The 19369-nt window shown below is 35.2% G+C and carries 16 protein-coding genes and 1 tRNA gene; 12 read left to right on the top strand and 5 right to left on the bottom strand.

The genetic code is table 11. From position 1 onward, the window contains the following. Positions 1-97: 97 nt before the first annotated feature. The gene (locus tag Q5N74_RS01685; RefSeq protein WP_304386954.1) at positions 98-529 is read right to left on the bottom strand and encodes a nuclear transport factor 2 family protein; all 432 of its coding nucleotides are present in this window, start codon (positions 527-529) and stop codon (positions 98-100) included. A 237-nt stretch (positions 530-766) separates the two neighbouring features. On the opposite strand from Q5N74_RS01685, the gene Q5N74_RS01680 reads away from it, so the two are divergent. Further along, positions 767-1045, top strand: a complete 279-nt coding sequence (locus tag Q5N74_RS01680) for a hypothetical protein (RefSeq protein WP_304386953.1) — start codon at positions 767-769, stop codon at positions 1043-1045. Position 1046: 1 nt separating this feature from the next. Here Q5N74_RS01680 and Q5N74_RS01675 read toward each other — a convergent pair whose 3' ends face one another. The 3 genes from Q5N74_RS01675 to Q5N74_RS01665 all read right to left on the bottom strand — a co-directional run bounded on the left by Q5N74_RS01675 (position 1047) and on the right by Q5N74_RS01665 (position 4551). Further along, positions 1047-2147, bottom strand: a complete 1101-nt coding sequence (locus Q5N74_RS01675) for a DUF4407 domain-containing protein (RefSeq protein ID WP_304386952.1) — start codon at positions 2145-2147, stop codon at positions 1047-1049. A 128-nt stretch (positions 2148-2275) separates the two neighbouring features. Then, on the bottom strand, positions 2276-3136 hold the full coding sequence (locus tag Q5N74_RS01670; RefSeq protein ID WP_304386951.1) for a DMT family transporter: 861 nt from the start codon (positions 3134-3136) through the stop codon (positions 2276-2278). A gap of 26 nt (positions 3137-3162) precedes the next feature. Then, entirely contained in the window at positions 3163-4551 is a 1389-nt protein-coding gene (locus tag Q5N74_RS01665; RefSeq protein WP_304386950.1) for a dipeptidase, read from the bottom strand. A 100-nt stretch (positions 4552-4651) separates the two neighbouring features. On the opposite strand from Q5N74_RS01665, the gene Q5N74_RS01660 reads away from it, so the two are divergent. The 5 genes from Q5N74_RS01660 to Q5N74_RS01640 all read left to right on the top strand — a co-directional run bounded on the left by Q5N74_RS01660 (position 4652) and on the right by Q5N74_RS01640 (position 9430). Next, positions 4652-4733, top strand: a tRNA-Leu gene (locus tag Q5N74_RS01660). 371 nt (positions 4734-5104) lie between these two features. Next, positions 5105-6505 carry a glucuronate isomerase gene (gene uxaC, locus Q5N74_RS01655; protein ID WP_304386949.1) on the top strand — a complete coding sequence of 467 codons (1401 nt, stop codon included), beginning with the start codon at positions 5105-5107 and terminating at the stop codon, positions 6503-6505. Between the two features lie 84 nt (positions 6506-6589). Then, entirely contained in the window at positions 6590-7564 is a 975-nt protein-coding gene (locus tag Q5N74_RS01650; RefSeq protein ID WP_304386948.1) for a TRAP transporter substrate-binding protein, read from the top strand. Positions 7565-7664: 100 nt separating this feature from the next. Continuing rightward, complete coding sequence (locus Q5N74_RS01645) at positions 7665-8123, top strand: TRAP transporter small permease (RefSeq protein WP_304386947.1); 459 nt, start codon at positions 7665-7667, stop codon at positions 8121-8123. 5 nt (positions 8124-8128) lie between these two features. Then, positions 8129-9430, top strand: coding sequence for a TRAP transporter large permease (locus Q5N74_RS01640; RefSeq protein WP_304387170.1), 1302 nt, complete (start codon positions 8129-8131; stop codon positions 9428-9430). Between the two features lie 169 nt (positions 9431-9599). On the opposite strand, the gene Q5N74_RS01635 is transcribed toward Q5N74_RS01640, so the two are convergent. Next, a complete protein-coding gene (locus tag Q5N74_RS01635; RefSeq protein WP_304386946.1) occupies positions 9600-10646 on the bottom strand; it encodes a GntR family transcriptional regulator in 1047 nt (348 codons plus the stop codon). A 341-nt stretch (positions 10647-10987) separates the two neighbouring features. Here Q5N74_RS01635 and Q5N74_RS01630 point away from each other — a divergent pair, with 341 nt between their 5' ends. The 6 genes from Q5N74_RS01630 to Q5N74_RS01605 all read left to right on the top strand — a co-directional run bounded on the left by Q5N74_RS01630 (position 10988) and on the right by Q5N74_RS01605 (position 19351). Next, the gene (locus tag Q5N74_RS01630; protein WP_304386945.1) at positions 10988-13423 is read left to right on the top strand and encodes a sugar-binding domain-containing protein; all 2436 of its coding nucleotides are present in this window, start codon (positions 10988-10990) and stop codon (positions 13421-13423) included. A gap of 260 nt (positions 13424-13683) precedes the next feature. Further along, positions 13684-15720, top strand: a complete 2037-nt coding sequence (locus tag Q5N74_RS01625) for a transketolase (protein ID WP_304386943.1) — start codon at positions 13684-13686, stop codon at positions 15718-15720. Positions 15721-15818: 98 nt separating this feature from the next. Further along, entirely contained in the window at positions 15819-16475 is a 657-nt protein-coding gene (gene fsa, locus Q5N74_RS01620) for a fructose-6-phosphate aldolase (protein ID WP_304386942.1), read from the top strand. A 274-nt stretch (positions 16476-16749) separates the two neighbouring features. Further along, positions 16750-17208, top strand: a complete 459-nt coding sequence (gene msrB, locus Q5N74_RS01615) for a peptide-methionine (R)-S-oxide reductase MsrB (protein ID WP_304386941.1) — start codon at positions 16750-16752, stop codon at positions 17206-17208. After that, positions 17208-17747, top strand: a complete 540-nt coding sequence (gene msrA / locus Q5N74_RS01610) for a peptide-methionine (S)-S-oxide reductase MsrA (protein ID WP_304386940.1) — start codon at positions 17208-17210, stop codon at positions 17745-17747. The genes msrB and msrA overlap by 1 nt, the downstream gene beginning before the upstream one ends. Positions 17748-17788: 41 nt before the next feature. Beyond that, entirely contained in the window at positions 17789-19351 is a 1563-nt protein-coding gene (locus Q5N74_RS01605; RefSeq protein ID WP_304386928.1) for a YdiU family protein, read from the top strand. Positions 19352-19369: the final 18 nt, after the last annotated feature.

The raw sequence follows: 19369 nt of genomic DNA, 5'->3' as shown, positions 1-19369 counted from the left end.
CAGTTCTTGTTTTAAATTTGTTTTACCAATGTTTTAAAAAGGATGCCGCTTCAATCCCTAACGCACTGTAGAGGTTCAAACAAGTTTGGAGTTCTTATTAGCAGGAAGTATCGGCTATCACTTTCCATTCACCATCAATTCGCTTAAAAACAAGCATAAAAATACCATCTGCATTTCCAACTTCACGTTTTAAATGGTATTCACCCAAAACAAAATAAGCATCATCACTTATTTTCGAAATATCATTTATTTTAAAACTTAGTTTCCCTGTGTGGTCTTCGGTAGGGTATGCAGTTTGGTAACGTTCTAGCGTGTTTTCCCAGCCATAAGTGATACCGTTTTTACCATAAAATTTTAGGGAGTCACTTTTCCAGTAGCCTTCCATGTATTCTTCAATATTGTTTTTAGACCAAGCAATTCTTTGTGCTTTTAAAACCTTCATAATAGCGTCCTTATCATCCGCCTCTGTGGTTTGTGAAAAGGCACTAAGCGTACACGAAATAAAAAGAAGCAGGAATAATTTATTCATAATAAAAGGTTGTTTTTTAAAACGTTGCTATTGTAAATGGAGGTAAAAATAATGAAAACTTAGTATTAAAAAGTGTTACTCATCGATTAATTTGACACGTAAGATTTGTTTGTCGAAAGTTAAAATCTACATGTCGATTAAATGCGGAAACCAGGTTTTAAGTTCTTTATATTTACTTCAGTATTAACTTATTGATAGCCCAGGTTTATTGTTTAATTAAATTAAAAAAAACTTATTATGGATTTAAAAATTACAAACTGCAACAATTTTTTTAAAATTAAAGGAACTCTTAATAAAAGCAATCTAGAGGTGTTTAATGCTGAATTTAAAAACATTTTTGAAAGCGTACAGTCGCTAACAATTAGTATAGAAGAAGTTGAAAGCATGGACCGTTTTGGTGTTAATGCATTATCTGATCTTCATAAAAAGGCTGTTGAGCAAAACAAAAACTTATCAATTATTGGTTTTGGATGTAAAGATTTATACAACCATTTCAAAACTGAAATGGCTGCATAGTCTATAAAATATTTTTTTGTTGTTTATAAAAGGCATCTGCCTGAAGCTGCATAAGTTCCCTCGCTTTTGTTCGCTTGTAAGCGTAAAGTTCGTCTTCTTGTTCTAAATCTTTATAAATACGATCGTTAAGGGCGAAATCTGTTTTTAACATGGCTTCCCTTTGGTGTTTGTTTTGCGATACATTCGTTTTTAAGGCGGTTTCTTCGTCTTCTAACTTATAATCATAAGCACCTTTTGGTGATAATAGTTTTGCGAAAATAGGTGAGGTTTCAATAGCTAAAAACAGTAAGAAAATAAAGAATGATGGCAACCAAGGTAATTTGTTTAAAGCGTTCACACGTGCCATTAAGCCATCAAAATTATTAATAATAGGTTGTGTACTTGTAACCTGTGTTTTATAATCGTTTTCTAGCGTTTGTATTTGCAATTCTATCGCTGTAATTTTCGAGTTGTTTGCCTCTTTAAGCTGCTGCAATTCTAGTAGTAAAGCATCGTGTTTGTCGCGTTTCTCTGTGTAAACAGGACCTTTGCCTAATAATTTCGTGCCAGCAGTTCCTTCTGCTTCGGCAATATATGTATCGTAAAGTGCGTTAACTTCTGCTTCTTTAGTAGCAATTTGTTGTTGTAAAGAGGTGATGTCTTTATTTAAGTTCTCAATATTTGGATTGAATTGTTCTGCAATCTGATTTTTATTAGCAAGGGTGAGTTCGTTTTTCTGTTCTAATAATACCTGGTTAATTTCTTTTTCAAAAATTTTAAGTTCTAATGGTTTAGATATAACGATGGCAATAATAACTGCTAGTATAATTCTGGGAGAGGCTTGTATAATTTCAGCGACAACATGTCCTGTTTTTTTTATGGTTGAAACAATATAGCGGTCTAAATTAAAAATAAGAAGTCCCCAGATCAACCCGAAAAATATAGAGGTGTATAGATTGTCGAAAACGGTGTAAAGCGCAAAACTAGCTGCTATAAATGCCATGAGTGCCGTGAAGAACACCGTGGCTCCAATACCTGCGTATTTGTTTTGTTCCCCTTTGGAACATTGGTTTAAAATATCGGTATCCGATCCGGAGCAGATAATGAAGAATTGCTTTAACATGTTGATTGATTTTGATTGATGATTGACTATTAGAACGTTAAAGTGGTTGGTTTGTTACAAAATTGTATAAAAAAAGCCCTCACAGGTTTTTAAAACCTGTGAGGGCTGAGAAAATAAAATGATGTTTTCTATCGATCCCTAGACCGCACACTTTCAATGACAACGGTGGCAAGAATGAGTGATCCGCCTAAAAAAGTATTTATAGTTGGTGTTTCATTTAAAAATAAAAAAGCGAGGATGATGCCGAAAATTGGTTGTGTACTGCTAATAATACTGGCTGTACTTACTGTAAAATGCTTAAAGCTACTCACCAACATGGTATGGCCAATGGCGGTTGTTATTAAAGCTAGTGCAACTATATATGGAAATTGAATAGAAATGTTGGATGTATCCATGTAAAAAAAAGCGGGCAATAATATAACACTAAGTATAGCGAGTTGATAAAACATAATACTCATACCTGTGTAACGACTTATTAGTTTCTTAGAAATAATGTTCCGTAATGAATAAAGAAGTGCAGATATGATTCCAAATAGAATCGCTTCAAAATAGGAGTTGTTAGAGTCGAATTCTGGTGTCAATATATAAAGGCCTAATAAAACCATAATACTTAAAACGATGTACAGAGGGTCGAACTTCACTTTAATGAAAAGGGGTTCTATAAGTGCCGTAATCATGGGGTAGGTGAATAATGATAGCATACCAATGGCAACGTTCGATAATTTGAGCGCGTAGAAATAGGTAATCCAATGCGCTCCAAAAAAGAGCGCACTCACCAAAATGGTTGCGAAATCTCTTTTGGAATTAATTTTAAGATTCACTTTCTTAAAGTAGCAAAACGCATACAAGAAAAGGCCACCTAAAATGCAACGACACCAAATAATAACTGGAGGGGGCAAATCTATAAATTTACCTAAAGGCCCAGAGGTGCTGCCAAAAAGCGTGGCAAATAAAAGGAAAATAAGATTTTTGGTGTGTTGGTTTTTCATTAATAGGGTGTGTCGAAACGTTCTAATTACTTAGAAAGTTCGGTGAAATATTTATAAAATAAAGGAATGGTTTCGATGCCTTTTAAATAGTTAAAAACACCAAAATGCTCGTTTGGAGAGTGAATAGCGTCGCTATCTAGACCAAAGCCCATTAAAATGGTTTTGCTTTTTAATTCTTGTTCAAATAAAGAGACTATAGGAATGCTTCCACCGCTTCGTTGTGGTATTGGTTTTGTTCCAAATGTATCTTGATAAGCGTTTGATGCAGCTTGGTAGCCAATGCTGTCAATAGGGGTTACGTAACCTTGTCCGCCGTGGTGCGGACTAACTTTTACAGTAACGCCTTTTGGGGCAATACTTTCAAAATGGGTTTTAAATAGTTCTGTAATCTCTTCCCAATCTTGATGTGGTACTAAACGCATCGATATTTTAGCATAAGCTTTACTCGCGATAACAGTTTTAGCACCTTCGCCAGTATAGCCTCCCCAAATACCATTCACATCTAAAGTTGGGCGAATGGAATTACGTTCGTTGGTGGTGTAATCGGCTTCTCCATAAACAGCGTCTATATTTAAAGCTTTTTTATAAGCGTCTAAGCTGAAAGGGGCTTTTGCCATTTCTGCACGTTCTATAGCAGATAGTTCTTCAACCTTATCGTAAAAACCGGGTACGGTAATATGATTGTTTTCGTCGTGTAAAGATGCAATCATTTTAGCCATGACGTTAATGGGGTTTGCCACAGCGCCACCATATAAACCTGAATGTAAATCGCGGTTGGGTCCTGTAACTTCTACTTCAACATAACTTAGTCCGCGTAATCCCGTAGTAATGGATGGGACATTGTTGGCAATCATGCCAGTGTCAGAAATAAGAATCACGTCGTTTTTAAGTTTGTCGTGATTGGCTTTAACGAAGGTTGCCAAATTAGCGCTGCCAATTTCTTCTTCACCTTCAATCATGAATTTTACGTTGCATGGTAGTTGGTTTGTAGCGGTCATAAACTCCATGGCTTTCACATGCATGTACATTTGCCCTTTATCATCGCAAGCGCCTCGTGCAAAAATAGCACCTTCAGGGTGTATATCTGTTTTTTTAATTACAGGTTCAAAAGGCGGTGAGTCCCATAAATTGATAGGATCTGGTGGTTGTACATCGTAATGACCATAAACTAATATGGTTGGAAGGTTTTTGTCAATTATTTTTTCGCCATACACAATGGGGTGGCCTTGGGTTGGGCAAATTTCAACGGTATCACAACCTGCTTGTTCTAAACGAACCTTAACCGCTTGTGCAGTTGTTAAAACATCGTTTTTGTATGCAGAATCTGCACTTACAGAAGGAATTTTAAGTAATTCTATAAGTTCGTTTATAAATCGGTCTTTGTGTTCTTTAATGTAAGATTGTATGTTTTGCATAGTAAATTTTGTGTAAATGTTTCAAAAGTATAAAAAAAGAATGTTTTTTTCAGTTATAAGTTTGCAATTTAAAAATCTTGTTTATATTTGCACTCCTTTAGCGGGCGTGGTGGAATTGGTAGACACGCCAGACTTAGGATCTGGTGCCGCGAGGTGTGGGAGTTCGAGTCTCCCCGCCCGCACTGATAAAGGAAAAGCCGAATCGAAAGATTCGGCTTTTTTGTTTTCTATAATTATCTCATAAATAGATAGTCTTCAATTAAAAGGGGTGATTCCATGATAGTACAGGATGGTACTCGTTATATTTTAGTTTAATTTCCCGCGGCAATTTACAGTAGGTTTAAAAATTTATAAAGTTGATTTTAAGTGGCTTTTCTAAGTCCAATTAAATTTTAACTTTGTAGTTTTTGTCAATTTCTAGCGGCTTTAGTGTATAACATTTATGCGCTATTTTGTTAAATATGGGGATTAAATGAAAATTAAATCTGTATTTATTGGTATTTTGGCTGTCTGTGGTAAACCTTCTAACGAAGATTAATATTAAAAATATAAAATGAGCACAAATTTTATTCACGATAATTTTTTATTAGATAATAAATACGCTGAAGAATTATATCATAATTATTCAAAAAACCAACCTATAATAGATTATCATAATCACTTATCGCCACAACAAATGGCAGAAGATACGACCTTTGATAATATGAATTCGGTTTGGATACATGGCGACCATTACAAGTGGCGTGCCATGCGTACTTTGGGTATTGAAGAGAAATTTGTGACGGGAAACGGGACTGATAAAGATAAATTTTTGAGTTGGGCAAAAACGGTTCCGTACACCATGCGTAACCCACTGTATCATTGGACACATTTAGAATTGGCTAGATATTTTGATATTAACGAGTTGTTAAATGAAAAATCTGCCGAAAGAATTTGGGAACAAACGCAAGCTAAATTAAACTCTGGAGATTTTAGCTGTAGACAGTTACTTCAAAAAGTAAATGCAGAATTTGTTTGTACTACTGAAGATCCAATAGATAATTTACAGTACCACCAGCAATTGGCTAAAAGCGATTTCAATGTAAAAGTAAGTACTGCTTTTAGACCTGATAAAGCTATTTTAATTGATGCGGTAGACTATAATAAATATATAGATACGCTTGGAGATGTAGCAGGTGTTTCTGTTAATTCTTATAGCGATTTATTAGATGCTTTAAGAAATCGTATTGAGTTTTTTAACGCCAATGGATGTAGAATTTGTGACCATGGGTTAGCTCAAATTTCTTTTGAAAATTATACGGAAAGTGAAATAAAATCCATTTTTTCTAAAAGAAGAGAAGGGAGAACAATTTCAAACGAAGAAACGCTAAAATTCCAAAGTGCCATTTTATTGTTTTTATGTGAAACGTATCATGAGTTTGGTTGGGTTCAACAATTCCATTTAGGTGCTTTAAGAAATAATAATGCACGTATGCATCGCATTTTAGGCCCTGATACGGGTTGGGATTCTATTGGCGATTATCCGCAAGCACAAAAACTATCTGCATTCTTAAATGCGTTAGATAGTAAAGATAAATTATCAAAAACCATTATATACAACTTGAACCCTGCCGATAATGAAGTTATGGCTACCATGATAGGTAATTTTAACGATGGTAGTGTAAAAGGTAAAGTACAATTTGGTTCTGGTTGGTGGTTTTTAGACCAAAAAGACGGCATGATAAAACAATTAAATGCGCTTTCTAATATGGGGCTTATTAGTTGTTTTGTTGGTATGTTAACAGATTCTAGAAGTTTCTTGTCGTTTCCTCGTCATGAGTATTTCAGAAGGATCCTTTGTAACTTATTAGGAGATGAAATGCAAAGAGGTGAATTACCTAATGATATGGAATGGATAGGGAAAATGGTTGCAGATATTAGTTATTTTAACGCAAAGGAGTATTTTAAATTATAAAATAGTTAGATTTGCTTCAAGCAGTGTCTTCAAAAGCTGTAAGAACATTAAAGTAAAGGCTTACATAATAGTAACAACAGGAAAATGCAAAAAATAAAATTTATTACACTTTTACTTGCTATCGTTTTGGTAGGATGTAGCGAAGCAAATAAAACCAAAACCATCAAAATTGCTCATGGTTTAGATGTTAATCATTCGGTACACAAAGCGATGGTTGAGATGGGTAAAGATTTAGAGAAAAGATCTGGAGGAAAAATGAAACTCCAAATTTATCCAAGTCAGCAATTAGGTAGTGAGCGTGAATGTTTAGAGCTCTTACAAATTGGAAGTTTAGATATGACTAAAGTGTCTGTAGGTGTTATGGAAAATTTTGCACCCAAAATGAAGGTTTTTGGAGTGCCTTTTTTGTTTCGTGACAGACAGCATTCTTTTGACGTGTTGGATGGCCCTACGGGGAAAGAGATTCTTGATGATGGTGAACAATATTGGTTAAAAGGCTTGGGGTATTATGATGCTGGAAGCAGAAGTTTTTATACTAAAGATACACCTATAAATACGCCTAGCGATTTAAAAGGCTTGAAAGTACGTGTTATGGAAAGCGTTACAGCTATGGAAATGGTGAAAGCTTTAGGAGGATCGGCCACTCCAATTTCTTGGGGTGAATTGTATACCTCTTTACAACAAGGTGTTGTTGATGGTGCCGAGAATAACCCTCCAAGTTTTTATTTATCACGTCATTATGAAGTATGTAAATATTATTCGTTAGATGAGCATACCGTGTTACCTGATGTTTTAGTTGTTGGAACACAAACATGGAATCAATTAACACCACAAGAACAAACTTGGTTAAAAGAATCTGTTGATAAATCGGTAACCTACCAACGTACTTTGTGGGCAGAAGCTGAAGCGGAAGCATTACATGAAGTAGAAAAAGCAGGTGTCACTATTATTAGACCTGACAAAACATTGTTTCAAGATAAAGTAGCAAGTATTTATGAAGGTTATGAAAGCGACCCGGTAATAAGTAGTTTGATCAAACAAATTATTGCAACAAAATAATAAATTAAGCAAAATCATGCAGGTATAATCAGAAACTCGATTCTTAGAGTTATGGTACATGAATGCGATAGCTAACCACTAAACAAAAGATTAAAAACACATGGAACTCAGAGAGAAAATTGATAAAATTCTAAGTAATGCCCTTATTGTCATTATGGCTGTAATGGTAATTAATGTATTATGGCAAGTATTTACAAGGTTTGTTGTAGGTGTGCCAAGTTCATTTACTGATGAGTTAGCAAGATATTTAATGATTTGGATTGGTATTCTTGGAGCAGCATATGTTTCTGGACGTAATATGCATGTAGCGATAGATGTTATTCCAACAAGAGCAAGCCCTGAAAATCAAAAAAAGATCATGAAGGTGGTTTATGTTATAATCATTTTATTCGCTTTAACAGCCTTGGTTATTGGTGGGTTTAGATTGGTTTATATTAGTTATTTACTAGGTCAAAGTTCTCCTGCACTGCAAATACCATTAGCCTTGGTGTATATGGTAATTCCAATTAGTGGGATGTTGATAATTTATTACAAAGTTTCAGATTTTTTAAAAAAATAGTTATGATGGAATATATTCCAGTTCTAGTATTAGTTTTTAGTTTTTTATTGCTTTTATCCATTGGTACACCAGTAGCTTGGAGTATTGCTATTTCTGCCATGTTAACCATGTTGGTGAGTATTTCTCCAATTGCAGCATTTACAACCGTTTCACAACGTATGGGTACAGGACTCGATAGTTTTGCTTTACTCGCCATACCCTTCTTTGTCCTCTCCGGGCAATTAATGAATAAAGGAGGAATAGCGCACAGGCTTATTGCATTTGCCAAAACATTGGTAGGGGCACTTCCTGGAGGTCTGGCATTAATAAATGTTATTGGAGCCATGTTAATGGGAGCTATAGCAGGTTCTGCAATGGCATCTGCATCTGCTATGGGAAGCATCTTAGGTCCTGAAATGGAAAAGGAAGGCTATTCAAAAGAGTTTGGTGCTGCTGTAAATATTACTTCAGCAACTACAGGTTTAATTATCCCACCAAGTAACGTGCTTATCGTGTATTCATTGGCGAGTGGAGGTGTCTCCATTGCAGCTTTATTTTTAGCAGGTTATATTCCAGGTATTCTAACTGGATTGTTTTTAATGATTGTCGCCATGTTTTGGGCTAAAAAGAAGAAATATAAGTTAGGCGAAAAAAGTTCTCTTAAAGAAGTTTTTAAAACCTTTATTGCCGCTGTACCTAGTTTGTTTTTGTTGGTGGTTGTAATAGGTGGTATCGTAACAGGGATTTTTACAGCGACTGAAGCTTCGGCCATTGCGGTACTATATACCCTGATTCTAGGTTTTGTATATAAAGAAATATCATTCAAATCGCTTCCGGAAATTTTATTAGACTCATCTGCAACAACAGCTATTGTGATGTTGTTAATTGGTGCGTCTATGAGTATGTCTTGGGTGATGTCTTATGAAAATATTCCTCAAAACATCAGTTCTGCTTTATTAGGAATTAGTGATAATAAGGTGGTTATATTATTGATAATCAACTTACTATTACTATTTGTTGGAATTTTTATGGATATGACGCCGGCCGTATTAATATTCACTCCTATATTTTTACCAGTGGTACAAAAACTTGGAATGGATCCAATTCACTTCGGAATTATCATGGTATTAAACTTATGTATCGGGCTCTGTACACCGCCGGTAGGTTCGGTGTTGTTTGTTGGTGTAGGCGTAGCAAATACGACTATTGGCAAAGTAATTAAACCCCTGATGCCGCTATTCTTAGCGATGATATTAGTGTTGTTCTTGGTAACGTATTTCCCAGAATTAAGTTTATGGCTCCCTAGAGTATTTGGGTTGTTAGATTAGAATTTGAATAGAAAAGATAGTAGCATAAAGGTTACTATCTAGTTTTGGTATAAAATAAAAGCAGCATTAGAATTAATTCTAATGCTGCTTTTATTTTATAGATATGATTCCAAAGAAACTATCTGTTGTTTTTTATAGAAAATAAATAGTGATTATTTTAAGCGTTTGGTTAAACGGAATTCCGTTTTATATATTCAAATACGTTTTTAATTTTATCCTTCTTATTATTTAAAACTAATTGGGCAGCAGTTTCTCCCATGCCTTTAAAATGGGTGCTTACTACATTAATACCTAAAAGATCTTTTAAAGGTGTGTCGTTATAAGATATAATACCGATGTCTTTTCCTAAAGTTAGGTTTTTAGCGCGTACCTGTCTTACTAAATTCACCAAATCATTTTCTTCAATAATGATGTACGTATCTTTACTATCCAAATCCATGTCATCATAAATCTCATTCAGAATTTCAAAATCAAAGTTGTGTTTTGAACAAAATTTTCTAAAGCCGTGAACAATTCTTAAAGGGTAAGGGTAAACCGATTTTACAGGGTATACCAAAACTAATTTGTCATATTTTCTAAGTTTCTTTAAGCCTTCTTGAAGCGCAACGTAAATATCTTCTTGAAAATCTTGATAAACCGCCCCGTAATTTTCTTTAATTTTAAGATGGTTGTTGTCTATAATAATTAGTTTATCCTTAGGGATTCTCTCAATCATTTCTTCAACGACATGGGTGGTGCTGGTATGGCCTAAATTGTCTGTTTTAAAATGTGGCATAATCACATAGTAATCATAAGCTCCAAGGTTTTTTTCTAAAGTTCTAGTAAAAATAGACTCTTCGCAGTGATAAATAGAAAGTGTTACATGACCATTAATACCAATACTATTTACAAACGAATTGTAAATCATCATTTTATAAGAGCTAAGTTTATTAATCATAAAGAAAATTTGAATCTTAGAAATCAAATCGGTCTTTGCTGTATAATAACCCTTGCCTTTAACAGATACTATAACTTTTTGTTCTTTAAGTCGCTTGTATGCTTTTTCTACGGTATCTCTCGATAGATAGCAAGATTCACTTAGTTCGTTTATAGATGGAATTTTTTCTCCAATTTTTAGTTTTCCTTTAGAAATATCGTTAATTATAGAATCTACAATTTGTTTGTATTTGGGGATACGAGAAGATTCATTAATTTTTATTTCTATTAATTGCGACATAAACAGATGTTGTGTTTTTGGGTAAATCACTGAAGTGATATGGGTCAAATTTAATATAAAATCATGACAGCATGCTATTCAATTTTATTTAACTAGACGGAACACTGCTTTAAATAGGGTAAATATGGTTGTAATTAGAGGAATCGGACTTTAAAATTCAATTTTTCAGAAAACTGATTCTATAGAATTTACCAAAATTCAAATAACAGTATTACTTTTACAGTAAATCATGGTGTGTTGAAAATTATTCTCTACGCATCTGGTTTCTAACTGTAAATAATTACCAAGTAAAAATTAGATATCTTCCGTGTGAACTATTTGATTTTTAATACTATATAAAAATGAAAGAGTTGTTAAAACGTATTGCTTTATTAAGTGCCCTGTTTTGCATTGTTGCTTCTTGTAATTTCGAAGAAAAGGACATTCGAATAGTTGAAGATTTTAATTTTGATTGGAGTTTTAAACTAGGAAACCATCCAGATGCTATGAGATTGGAATTTCAGAATTCAGACTGGAAGAAACTTGATTTGCCTCACGATTGGAGTATTGAAGGCGCATTTAGTGAAGAGCACCCAGCTAAACCACAAGGTGGTGCTTTACCCGCTGGGACAGGTTGGTACCGAAAAGTGTTTACCATTTCAGAAGCTTGGGTAAGTAAGTCGGTTTCAGTTGAATTCGATGGTGTGTATAAAAATAGTGAGGTTTGGATTAACGGACATTACTTAGGGAAACGCCCAAATGGTTATATCTCTTTTGCTTATGATGTGTCTGAACATCTAAATTATGGAGAACAAGAAAATGTTATTGCAGTGAAAGTTGATAATTCTGAATTGCCAAATTCTAGATGGTATTCAGGGTCTGGAATTTATAGAAGTGTTCGATTGGTGGCTTCGGAAAAATTACATGTGGCCCATTGGGGAACTTATGTAACAACCCCAAAAGTGACTGAAGATAAAGCCTTAGTTAATTACGAGGTCACAATACAAAACGATTCTAGACTTATTAAAAAATTTAAGTTAGAAACCAAGGTTTATGATGCTAATAACAGAATTGTTGGTAAAGCTACAACCTTGGAAAAACTGTTTCCTAAAAAGGAATTAATTAAAAAATCTGGTATTGAGGTTTTAAACCCAAAACTTTGGAGTTTGGACGACCCATATATGTACCGTATTGTAACAAGAATTTATGAAGATTCAGAATTGGTAGATAATTATACTACCGCTATGGGTATTCGGTATTTTAATTTTGATGCTAAAAAAGGATTCTCGCTTAACGGTGTTTCAACAAAGATTTTAGGGGTTAGTTTGCATCATGATAATGGTGCTTTAGGGGCTATTGCCAATAAGGCAGCCATTGAAAGAAAGTTGACTATTTTAAAAGAAATGGGTGTAAATGCCATAAGAACGGCACACAACCCGCCATCTTTAGAGCTGTTAGAACTGTGCGACCAAATGGGGTTTATGGTGCAAAATGAAGCCTTTGATGTTTGGAAAAAGAAAAAAGTAGCACACGATTATAGTATGCATTGGGATAAATGGCATAAAAAAGATTTGGAAGATTTAGTTAAAAGAGACCGTAACCATCCATCCGTTATTATGTGGAGTATCGGGAATGAAATACGTGAGCAATCTGATAAATCAGGAATAGCCATCACGAAAGAACTCGTCGATATTGTAAAAAGTTTAGATAGTATCAGGCCGGTAACCTGTGCGTTGACAGTGAACCAACCGGATAAAAATTTCATTTATCAGGCAGGTACGCTCGACTTATTAGGGTTTAATTATAAACACAATGCTCTTGAGGAATATCCCGAAAGATTTAAAGGCGCAAAAATAATTGCTTCAGAAAGTATGTCGGCCCTAGCAACCAGAGGGCATTATACAATGCCGTCTGATAGTATTCAAAGATGGTCAAGAGTCCAAGAAGTAGATTTTGAAGGGAGTCAAGGTTTAACGGTTTCAGCCTTCGATCAAGTATCGACGCCATGGGGTTCAACACACGAAGAGACTTGGAAAATAATTAAGAAATTGGATTTCGTTTCTGGATTATTTGTTTGGACGGGCTTCGATTATTTAGGCGAGCCTACACCGTATCCATACCCAGCCAGAAGCTCGTACTTCGGTATTGTCGATTTAGCTGGTTTTCCTAAAGATGTGTACTATATGTACCAAAGTGAGTGGACAAAAAAAACTGTTTTACATGTGTTTCCGCATTGGAATTGGGAAGAAGGTCAAGAAGTCGATGTGTGGGCGTATTATAATAATGCCGATGAAGTAGAGCTGTTTTTAAATGGGGAATCTTTAGGTTCAAAATCTAAACAGGGTGATGATTTACATCTTTGTTGGCAGGTTAATTTTCAACCAGGGACTCTTAAAGCTATTTCAAGAAAAAATGGTAAAGTGGTTTTAGAAAAAGAAATTCACACAGCCGGAGAAGTTGCAAAAATTGAATTGCTTGCCGATAAGGAACAGGTTAAAAGAGATCGTTATGATTTGGTTTATGTAACCGTAAGTATGTTAGATTCTGAAAATAATTTTGTGCCTAAAGCAGATAATTTAATTCATTTTGAAGTTGAAGGTGGTGGTAAAATTGTGGGTGTGGATAATGGCTATCAAGCTAATTTAACCTCATTTAAAGCTAAAAAAATAAAAGCATTCAACGGTAAATGTTTGGTTATTATTCAATCAAACGGAAAGAATGATGATATCAAGCTTACGGCTTCAATTGATGGCGGGGTTTTTAAAACCTCCATAGAAATTGAAACAGTCCGGAATTGAACGTTTTCCAAGTGAAAATATTCATTTTATCACATATTTGCGCCCGTTAATACCGAAAAAATATTAGTAATTATATACATGTGTCTTATTAATAGCAGCAAAATATCTACAAGTTAATGTATCTCATCTATTTAATGTATATATATCCTGTATTTGATAAGAGGGTTTAGATAAAAAGTTTTAATTTTGCACATCGATTTTAAAACAAGATTGATTAACTCATATAAAGTTACAGGCGATTAAAATTAACAACAATTAAAATGAACAAAAAATTAGATCAACAAGCGGCAGATAATATTAGAGCATTAGCTGTAGCGATGGTAGAAAAAGCGAATTCAGGACACCCGGGAGGCCCAATGGGCGGTGCAGATTTTATGCACATTTTATATTCCGAGTTCTTTAATTTCGATCCAACTGATATGGAGTGGGCTTTTAGAGACCGCTTTTTTATGGATGCTGGCCATTTGTCTACATTAATGTATGCACAGTATTATCTTCTAGGGAATTATGAAAAGAATGATGTTGCTAATTTTAGACAATGGGGTTCTATTACTCCAGGTCACCCAGAAGTAGATGTTAAAAGAGGTATTGAAAATACGTCTGGTCCACTAGGGCAAGGGCATACTATGGGTGTTGGTGCTGCAATTGGTGCTAAATTTTTACAAGCTCGTTTTGGGAATTGGATGAACCATAAAGTATATGGTTTTATTTCTGATGGAGGAATTCAAGAAGAGATTTCTCAAGGTGCTGGTAGAATTGCAGGTCACTTAGGGTTGAGCAATTTCATTATGTTTTTCGATTCGAATGATATTCAATTATCAACATCTACAGATGAGGTAACCAGTGAAGATACCGCCATGAAATATGAAGCATGGGGATGGAAAGTTGTTACTATCGACGGACATAACCATGACGAAATAAGAAAGGCATTAACCGATGCTAATAACGAAACCGAAAAACCAACTTTAATAATTGGTAAAACCATTATGGGTAAAGGTGCCGTTGCTGCAGATGGAAGTATGTTTGAAGGGTACTGTGAATTACACGGTCAGCCAATTGGAGCATCTGGTGCAGATTACGCTAAAACGTTAATAAATTTAGGAGCAAATACAGAAACTCCGTTTGATATATATCCAGAAGTAGAAGCATTCTATAAAGATATATTAAAAGAAAAAACAACACAAGCAGCTAAAAAGAAAGCAGAAATTGCATCTTGGAGTGCTTCAAATAAGGAACTTTCAGATAAATTAGATTTCTTTTTATCTGGTGAATTACCAGAATTAGATTTTGAATCTATCGAGCATAAAGCTGGTTTAGCATCAAGAGCAGCGTCATCAGCTGTGTTAGGATATTTAGCAGGTAAAGTAGAAAACATGATTGTGTCTTCTGCAGATTTATCAAACTCAGATAAAACAGATGGTTTCTTAAAGAAAACACATGCGCTTAAAAAAGGTGATTTTTCAGGGTCATTTTTACAAGCAGGTGTTGCTGAATTAACCATGGCATGTATCGCAAACGGATTGGCATTACACGGAGGAATTATTCCTGTAGTAGCAACATTCTTTGTGTTTTCAGATTACATGAAACCAGCTATTCGTTTAAGTGGTATTCAAGAATTGGGTGTTAAGTATGTTTGGACGCACGATGCTTTTAGAGTAGGTGAAGATGGACCAACACACCAACCAGTAGAACAAGAAGCTCAAATTCGTTTGTTAGAGAAGTTAAAAAACCATAGCGGAAACCCAAGTTTCTTAGCGTTACGTCCTGCAGATTCTGCTGAAACTAGCGTGGCTTGGAAAATGGCTTTAGAGAATAAAAACACACCAACAGGTTTAATTCTTTCTCGTCAAGGAATTAAGGATATAGCGCCTCAAAGTAATTCAAGATATAATGAAGCTTTAGCTGCCCAAAAAGGTGGGTATTTAGTGAAAGAAGTAGAAAATCCAGATGTGGTTTTAATCGCTAACGGGTCGGAAGTTGCTACTTTATTTGCTGCTGCTGAAATTTTAGAAAAAGAAAACGGATTGAAAGTAAACATTGCTTCTGTAATTTCAGAAGGGGTATTTAGACTTCAGTCTAAAGACTATCAAAACTCGGTGATTCCTAAAAACAAACCATTATTTGGTTTAACAGCAGGTTTACCAGTAAACTTAGAAGGTCTTGTAGGTGATAACGGAACAGTTTTCGGATTAGAACATTTCGGATATTCTGCTCCAGCAAATGTATTAGACGAAAAATTCGGCTTTACAGGAGAGAAAGTAAGCAAACAAGTATTAGAGTATTTAAAAACAGTTTAAACTAAAGGATATGAAACATCTATTGCTAATTTAAGTGCATATTTAAAATAGTAATAGATGTTACATTTGACAATTAAATAACAATAAACAACGAGCAAATGAAATTTTTTATTGATACAGCGAACTTAAGTGATATTGCAGAAGCACAAGCTTTAGGTGTTTTAGATGGCGTTACAACAAACCCGTCTTTAATGGCAAAAGAAGGTATTACAGGTGAGGCTAATATTTTAGCGCACTATCAAAAAATATGTGATCTTGTAGAAGGTGATGTAAGTGCCGAAGTAATCGCTACCGATTTTGAAGGTATGGTGAAAGAAGGAGAAGCTTTAGCGGCTTTACATCCTCAAATTGTAGTGAAATTACCATTAATTGGTGATGGTATTAAAGCATGTAAATACTTTTCAGATAAAGGAATAAGAACTAACGTCACTTTAGTGTTTTCTGCAGGTCAAGCTTTATTGGCAGCAAAAGCAGGTGCTACGTATGTATCTCCATTTATTGGGAGATTAGATGATATCTCTACAGATGGTTTAAATTTAATCTCAGAAATCAGATTAATTTATGATAACTACGGGTTCCAAACTCAAATTTTAGCAGCTTCAGTGCGTCACACCATGCACATTATAGATTGCGCTAAATTAGGAAGTGATGTGATGACAGGTCCTTTATCAGCTATCAAAGGCTTATTAAGACACCCATTAACAGATAGTGGTTTAGCACAGTTTTTATTAGATTACCAAAAAGGTAATAAATAAGAACTTGTCAATGACATAGGCTTTTAATAAGAGCTAAATTTTAATCTATAATTTAAAGGAGTTCGAACAGATCTTTTTTAAATTATAGATTTTTTATTTAATAACCATTTTATAAAGACGCCTTTCGCTAAATTCCTTATATTGATTGTTGCCAGTTTATATAATGTGATAAGTGGTGTTAGTAATCAAAGCGTGTTAGGTTGAAGTGTTAGAAACGACTTAAATAGCATTGAAAAGTATTTTATAATTATTTTAAAAGAAAGGAACCCGTATTATGCTTACTTGGAAAGAAGTTATCAACTTTTCCGTAAAAGGAAATCCAACTCCAGACAAACGTGTTGAAAAAACAGAAAATGAATGGAAATCTCAATTAACGCCAGAACAATTTAGAATTGCTCGTCAAAAGGGCACAGAGCGGCCGCATAGTGGTGCGCTTTGTAGTAGCCATGATGCTGGGAAATATAATTGTGTGTGTTGCGATACGCCGTTATTCGACTCTACCATAAAATTTAGTTCAGGTACAGGTTGGCCAAGTTTTACGCAGCCTATAAAACCCAATGCGATTAAATATGAAAGAGATACAGCTTTTGGAATGGTGCGCGTTGAGGTGATGTGTAATGCCTGCGATGCCCATTTAGGCCATGTATTTCCAGATGGTCCAGAACCTAGCGGGTTGCGCTATTGTGTTAATTCAGAATCGATGGTGTTGGAAGCGGGAGCGGACGCTAAGTAATGTCTCTTGAAAATAGACAAGTCGCCACGTTTGGAGGTGGTTGTTTTTGGTGTGCAGAAGCTGTTTTTAGAGCACTAAAGGGTGTTGAAACTGTAGAGTCTGGTTATTCCGGAGGTAACGTGCCAGGTCACCCAACCTATCGAGAAATTCGGTCGGGATTAACGGGGCATGCAGAGGTGGTTCAAGTTGTCTTCAACTCAGCGTGTATTTCATATAAAGACCTATTAGTTGTGTTCATGACAACTCACAATCCAACAACGTTGAATAAACAGGGTGGTGATGTTGGGACACAATACCGTTCAGTAATATTTTATCAGGATGAAACAGAAAAGAAAATAGCAGAAACTGTTATTGAAGAAATGGGAGGCTATTTCAATGATTCTATTGTTACAGTAATTAGTCCGTTCAAGAAATTTTTTAAAGCGGAAGACTATCACCAAGATTATTACAAGAATAACAAAGCGGAAGCTTATTGTCATGTTGTAATAATGCCTAAATTGGCAAAGTTACGTGAACTGCATGCAAACAAATTAAAGTAAACCTTAGGTGCTTTAGAATCCTATAAGTTTAAATAGTAAATATGAAACTCAATATAAAAGATACCTTTAATAAAGAATTACCAGCAGATCCGATTCCGGAAAAAGGCAGGAGACAGGTTGAAAAAGCTTGTTTTTCCTATGTGACGCCTAAGAAGACGGCAAAGCCAGAGTTGGTACATGTGTCTCCTGAGATGTTGGATGCGTTAGGTATTTCAAAAGAAGAAGCGCAAAGCGACGCTTTTCTAAAGGTCTTTACAGGGAATAATGTGTTGCCAAATACAAAACCGTATGCGATGTGCTATGGAGGACATCAATTCGGAAATTGGGCAGGACAATTGGGTGATGGACGCGCCATAAACCTAACAGAAGTTGAGCACAATAATAAGCATTGGGCACTGCAATTAAAAGGCGCTGGAGAAACGCCATATTCTAGAACTGCCGATGGCCTAGCGGTGTTACGCTCTTCCATTCGTGAATATTTGTGTAGTGAAGCCATGTTTCATTTAGGAGTGCCAACAACCAGGGCCTTGTCCTTATCATTGTCTGGCGACCAAGTGTTGCGCGATGTGTTGTACAACGGGAATCCCGATTATGAAAAAGGAGCTATTGTATGCCGAGTAGCACCTTCCTTTTTACGCTTTGGTAGTTACGAGATTTTTTCCTCTAGACAAGATGTAGGTACGCTAAAAACACTAGTAGATTATACTATTAAACATTTTTTTAGTCATTTAGGAGCGCCTTCGAAAGAAACTTATTTAGGCTTTTTTAAAGAGGTTGCTTCGCGTACTTTAGAAATGATTGTGCATTGGCAACGTGTTGGTTTTGTGCATGGTGTCATGAATACAGATAATATGTCTATTCTTGGTTTAACCATCGATTATGGACCTTATGGTTGGTTGGAAGGCTTCGATTATGGCTGGACACCCAACACAACCGATCGTCAACATAAACGTTATCGTTACGGCAACCAACCAAACGTTGGCTTGTGGAATTTATATAAATTAGCCAATGCGCTGTATCCTTTAATTGAAGAAACCGAAGCGCTTGAACGTGTTTTAGACCAGTATAAAGTTGATTTTGAGTTGAAATCTTTGGCGATGATGCGTTCTAAATTAGGGCTGGAAACTGAAGACGCTTTGGATGCTGATTTAATTCAGAAATTAGAAGATAACTTATTGCTAGCTGAAACGGATATGACTATTTTCTTTCGTAAATTGAGTGATTTCAACAACGAAAAAGCGTCAGAAGGATTTGAAATTATTAAAGAGGCCTTTTATATTTCGACAGAAATTACCGAAGAAATTCAGCGAAAATGGAACACTTGGTTTCAGCGTTACGCAGAACGTTTATTGCAAGAGGAATCAAATTCCAAAGAAAGAAAAGAAATAATGAACAGGGTTAACCCTAAATATGTGCTTCGTAATTATATGGCACAATTGGCCATAGATGATGCGGATAAAGGCGACTATAAATTAATTGACACCTTATTTCAATTACTTAAAAACCCTTATAATGAGCAGCCAGAGCACGAAAAATGGTTTGCAAAACGTCCTGATTGGGCACGACATAAAGTAGGTTGTTCTATGTTATCGTGCAGTTCTTAATATATTTGTAATAAAAGA

Origin of the sequence: Mariniflexile sp. AS56 (assembly GCF_030552475.1) — a bacterium.
Taxonomy (GTDB): domain Bacteria; phylum Bacteroidota; class Bacteroidia; order Flavobacteriales; family Flavobacteriaceae; genus Mariniflexile.
Note: the sequence above shows the minus strand (reverse complement) of the source record. Positions and strands in the feature narration are given on the sequence as shown.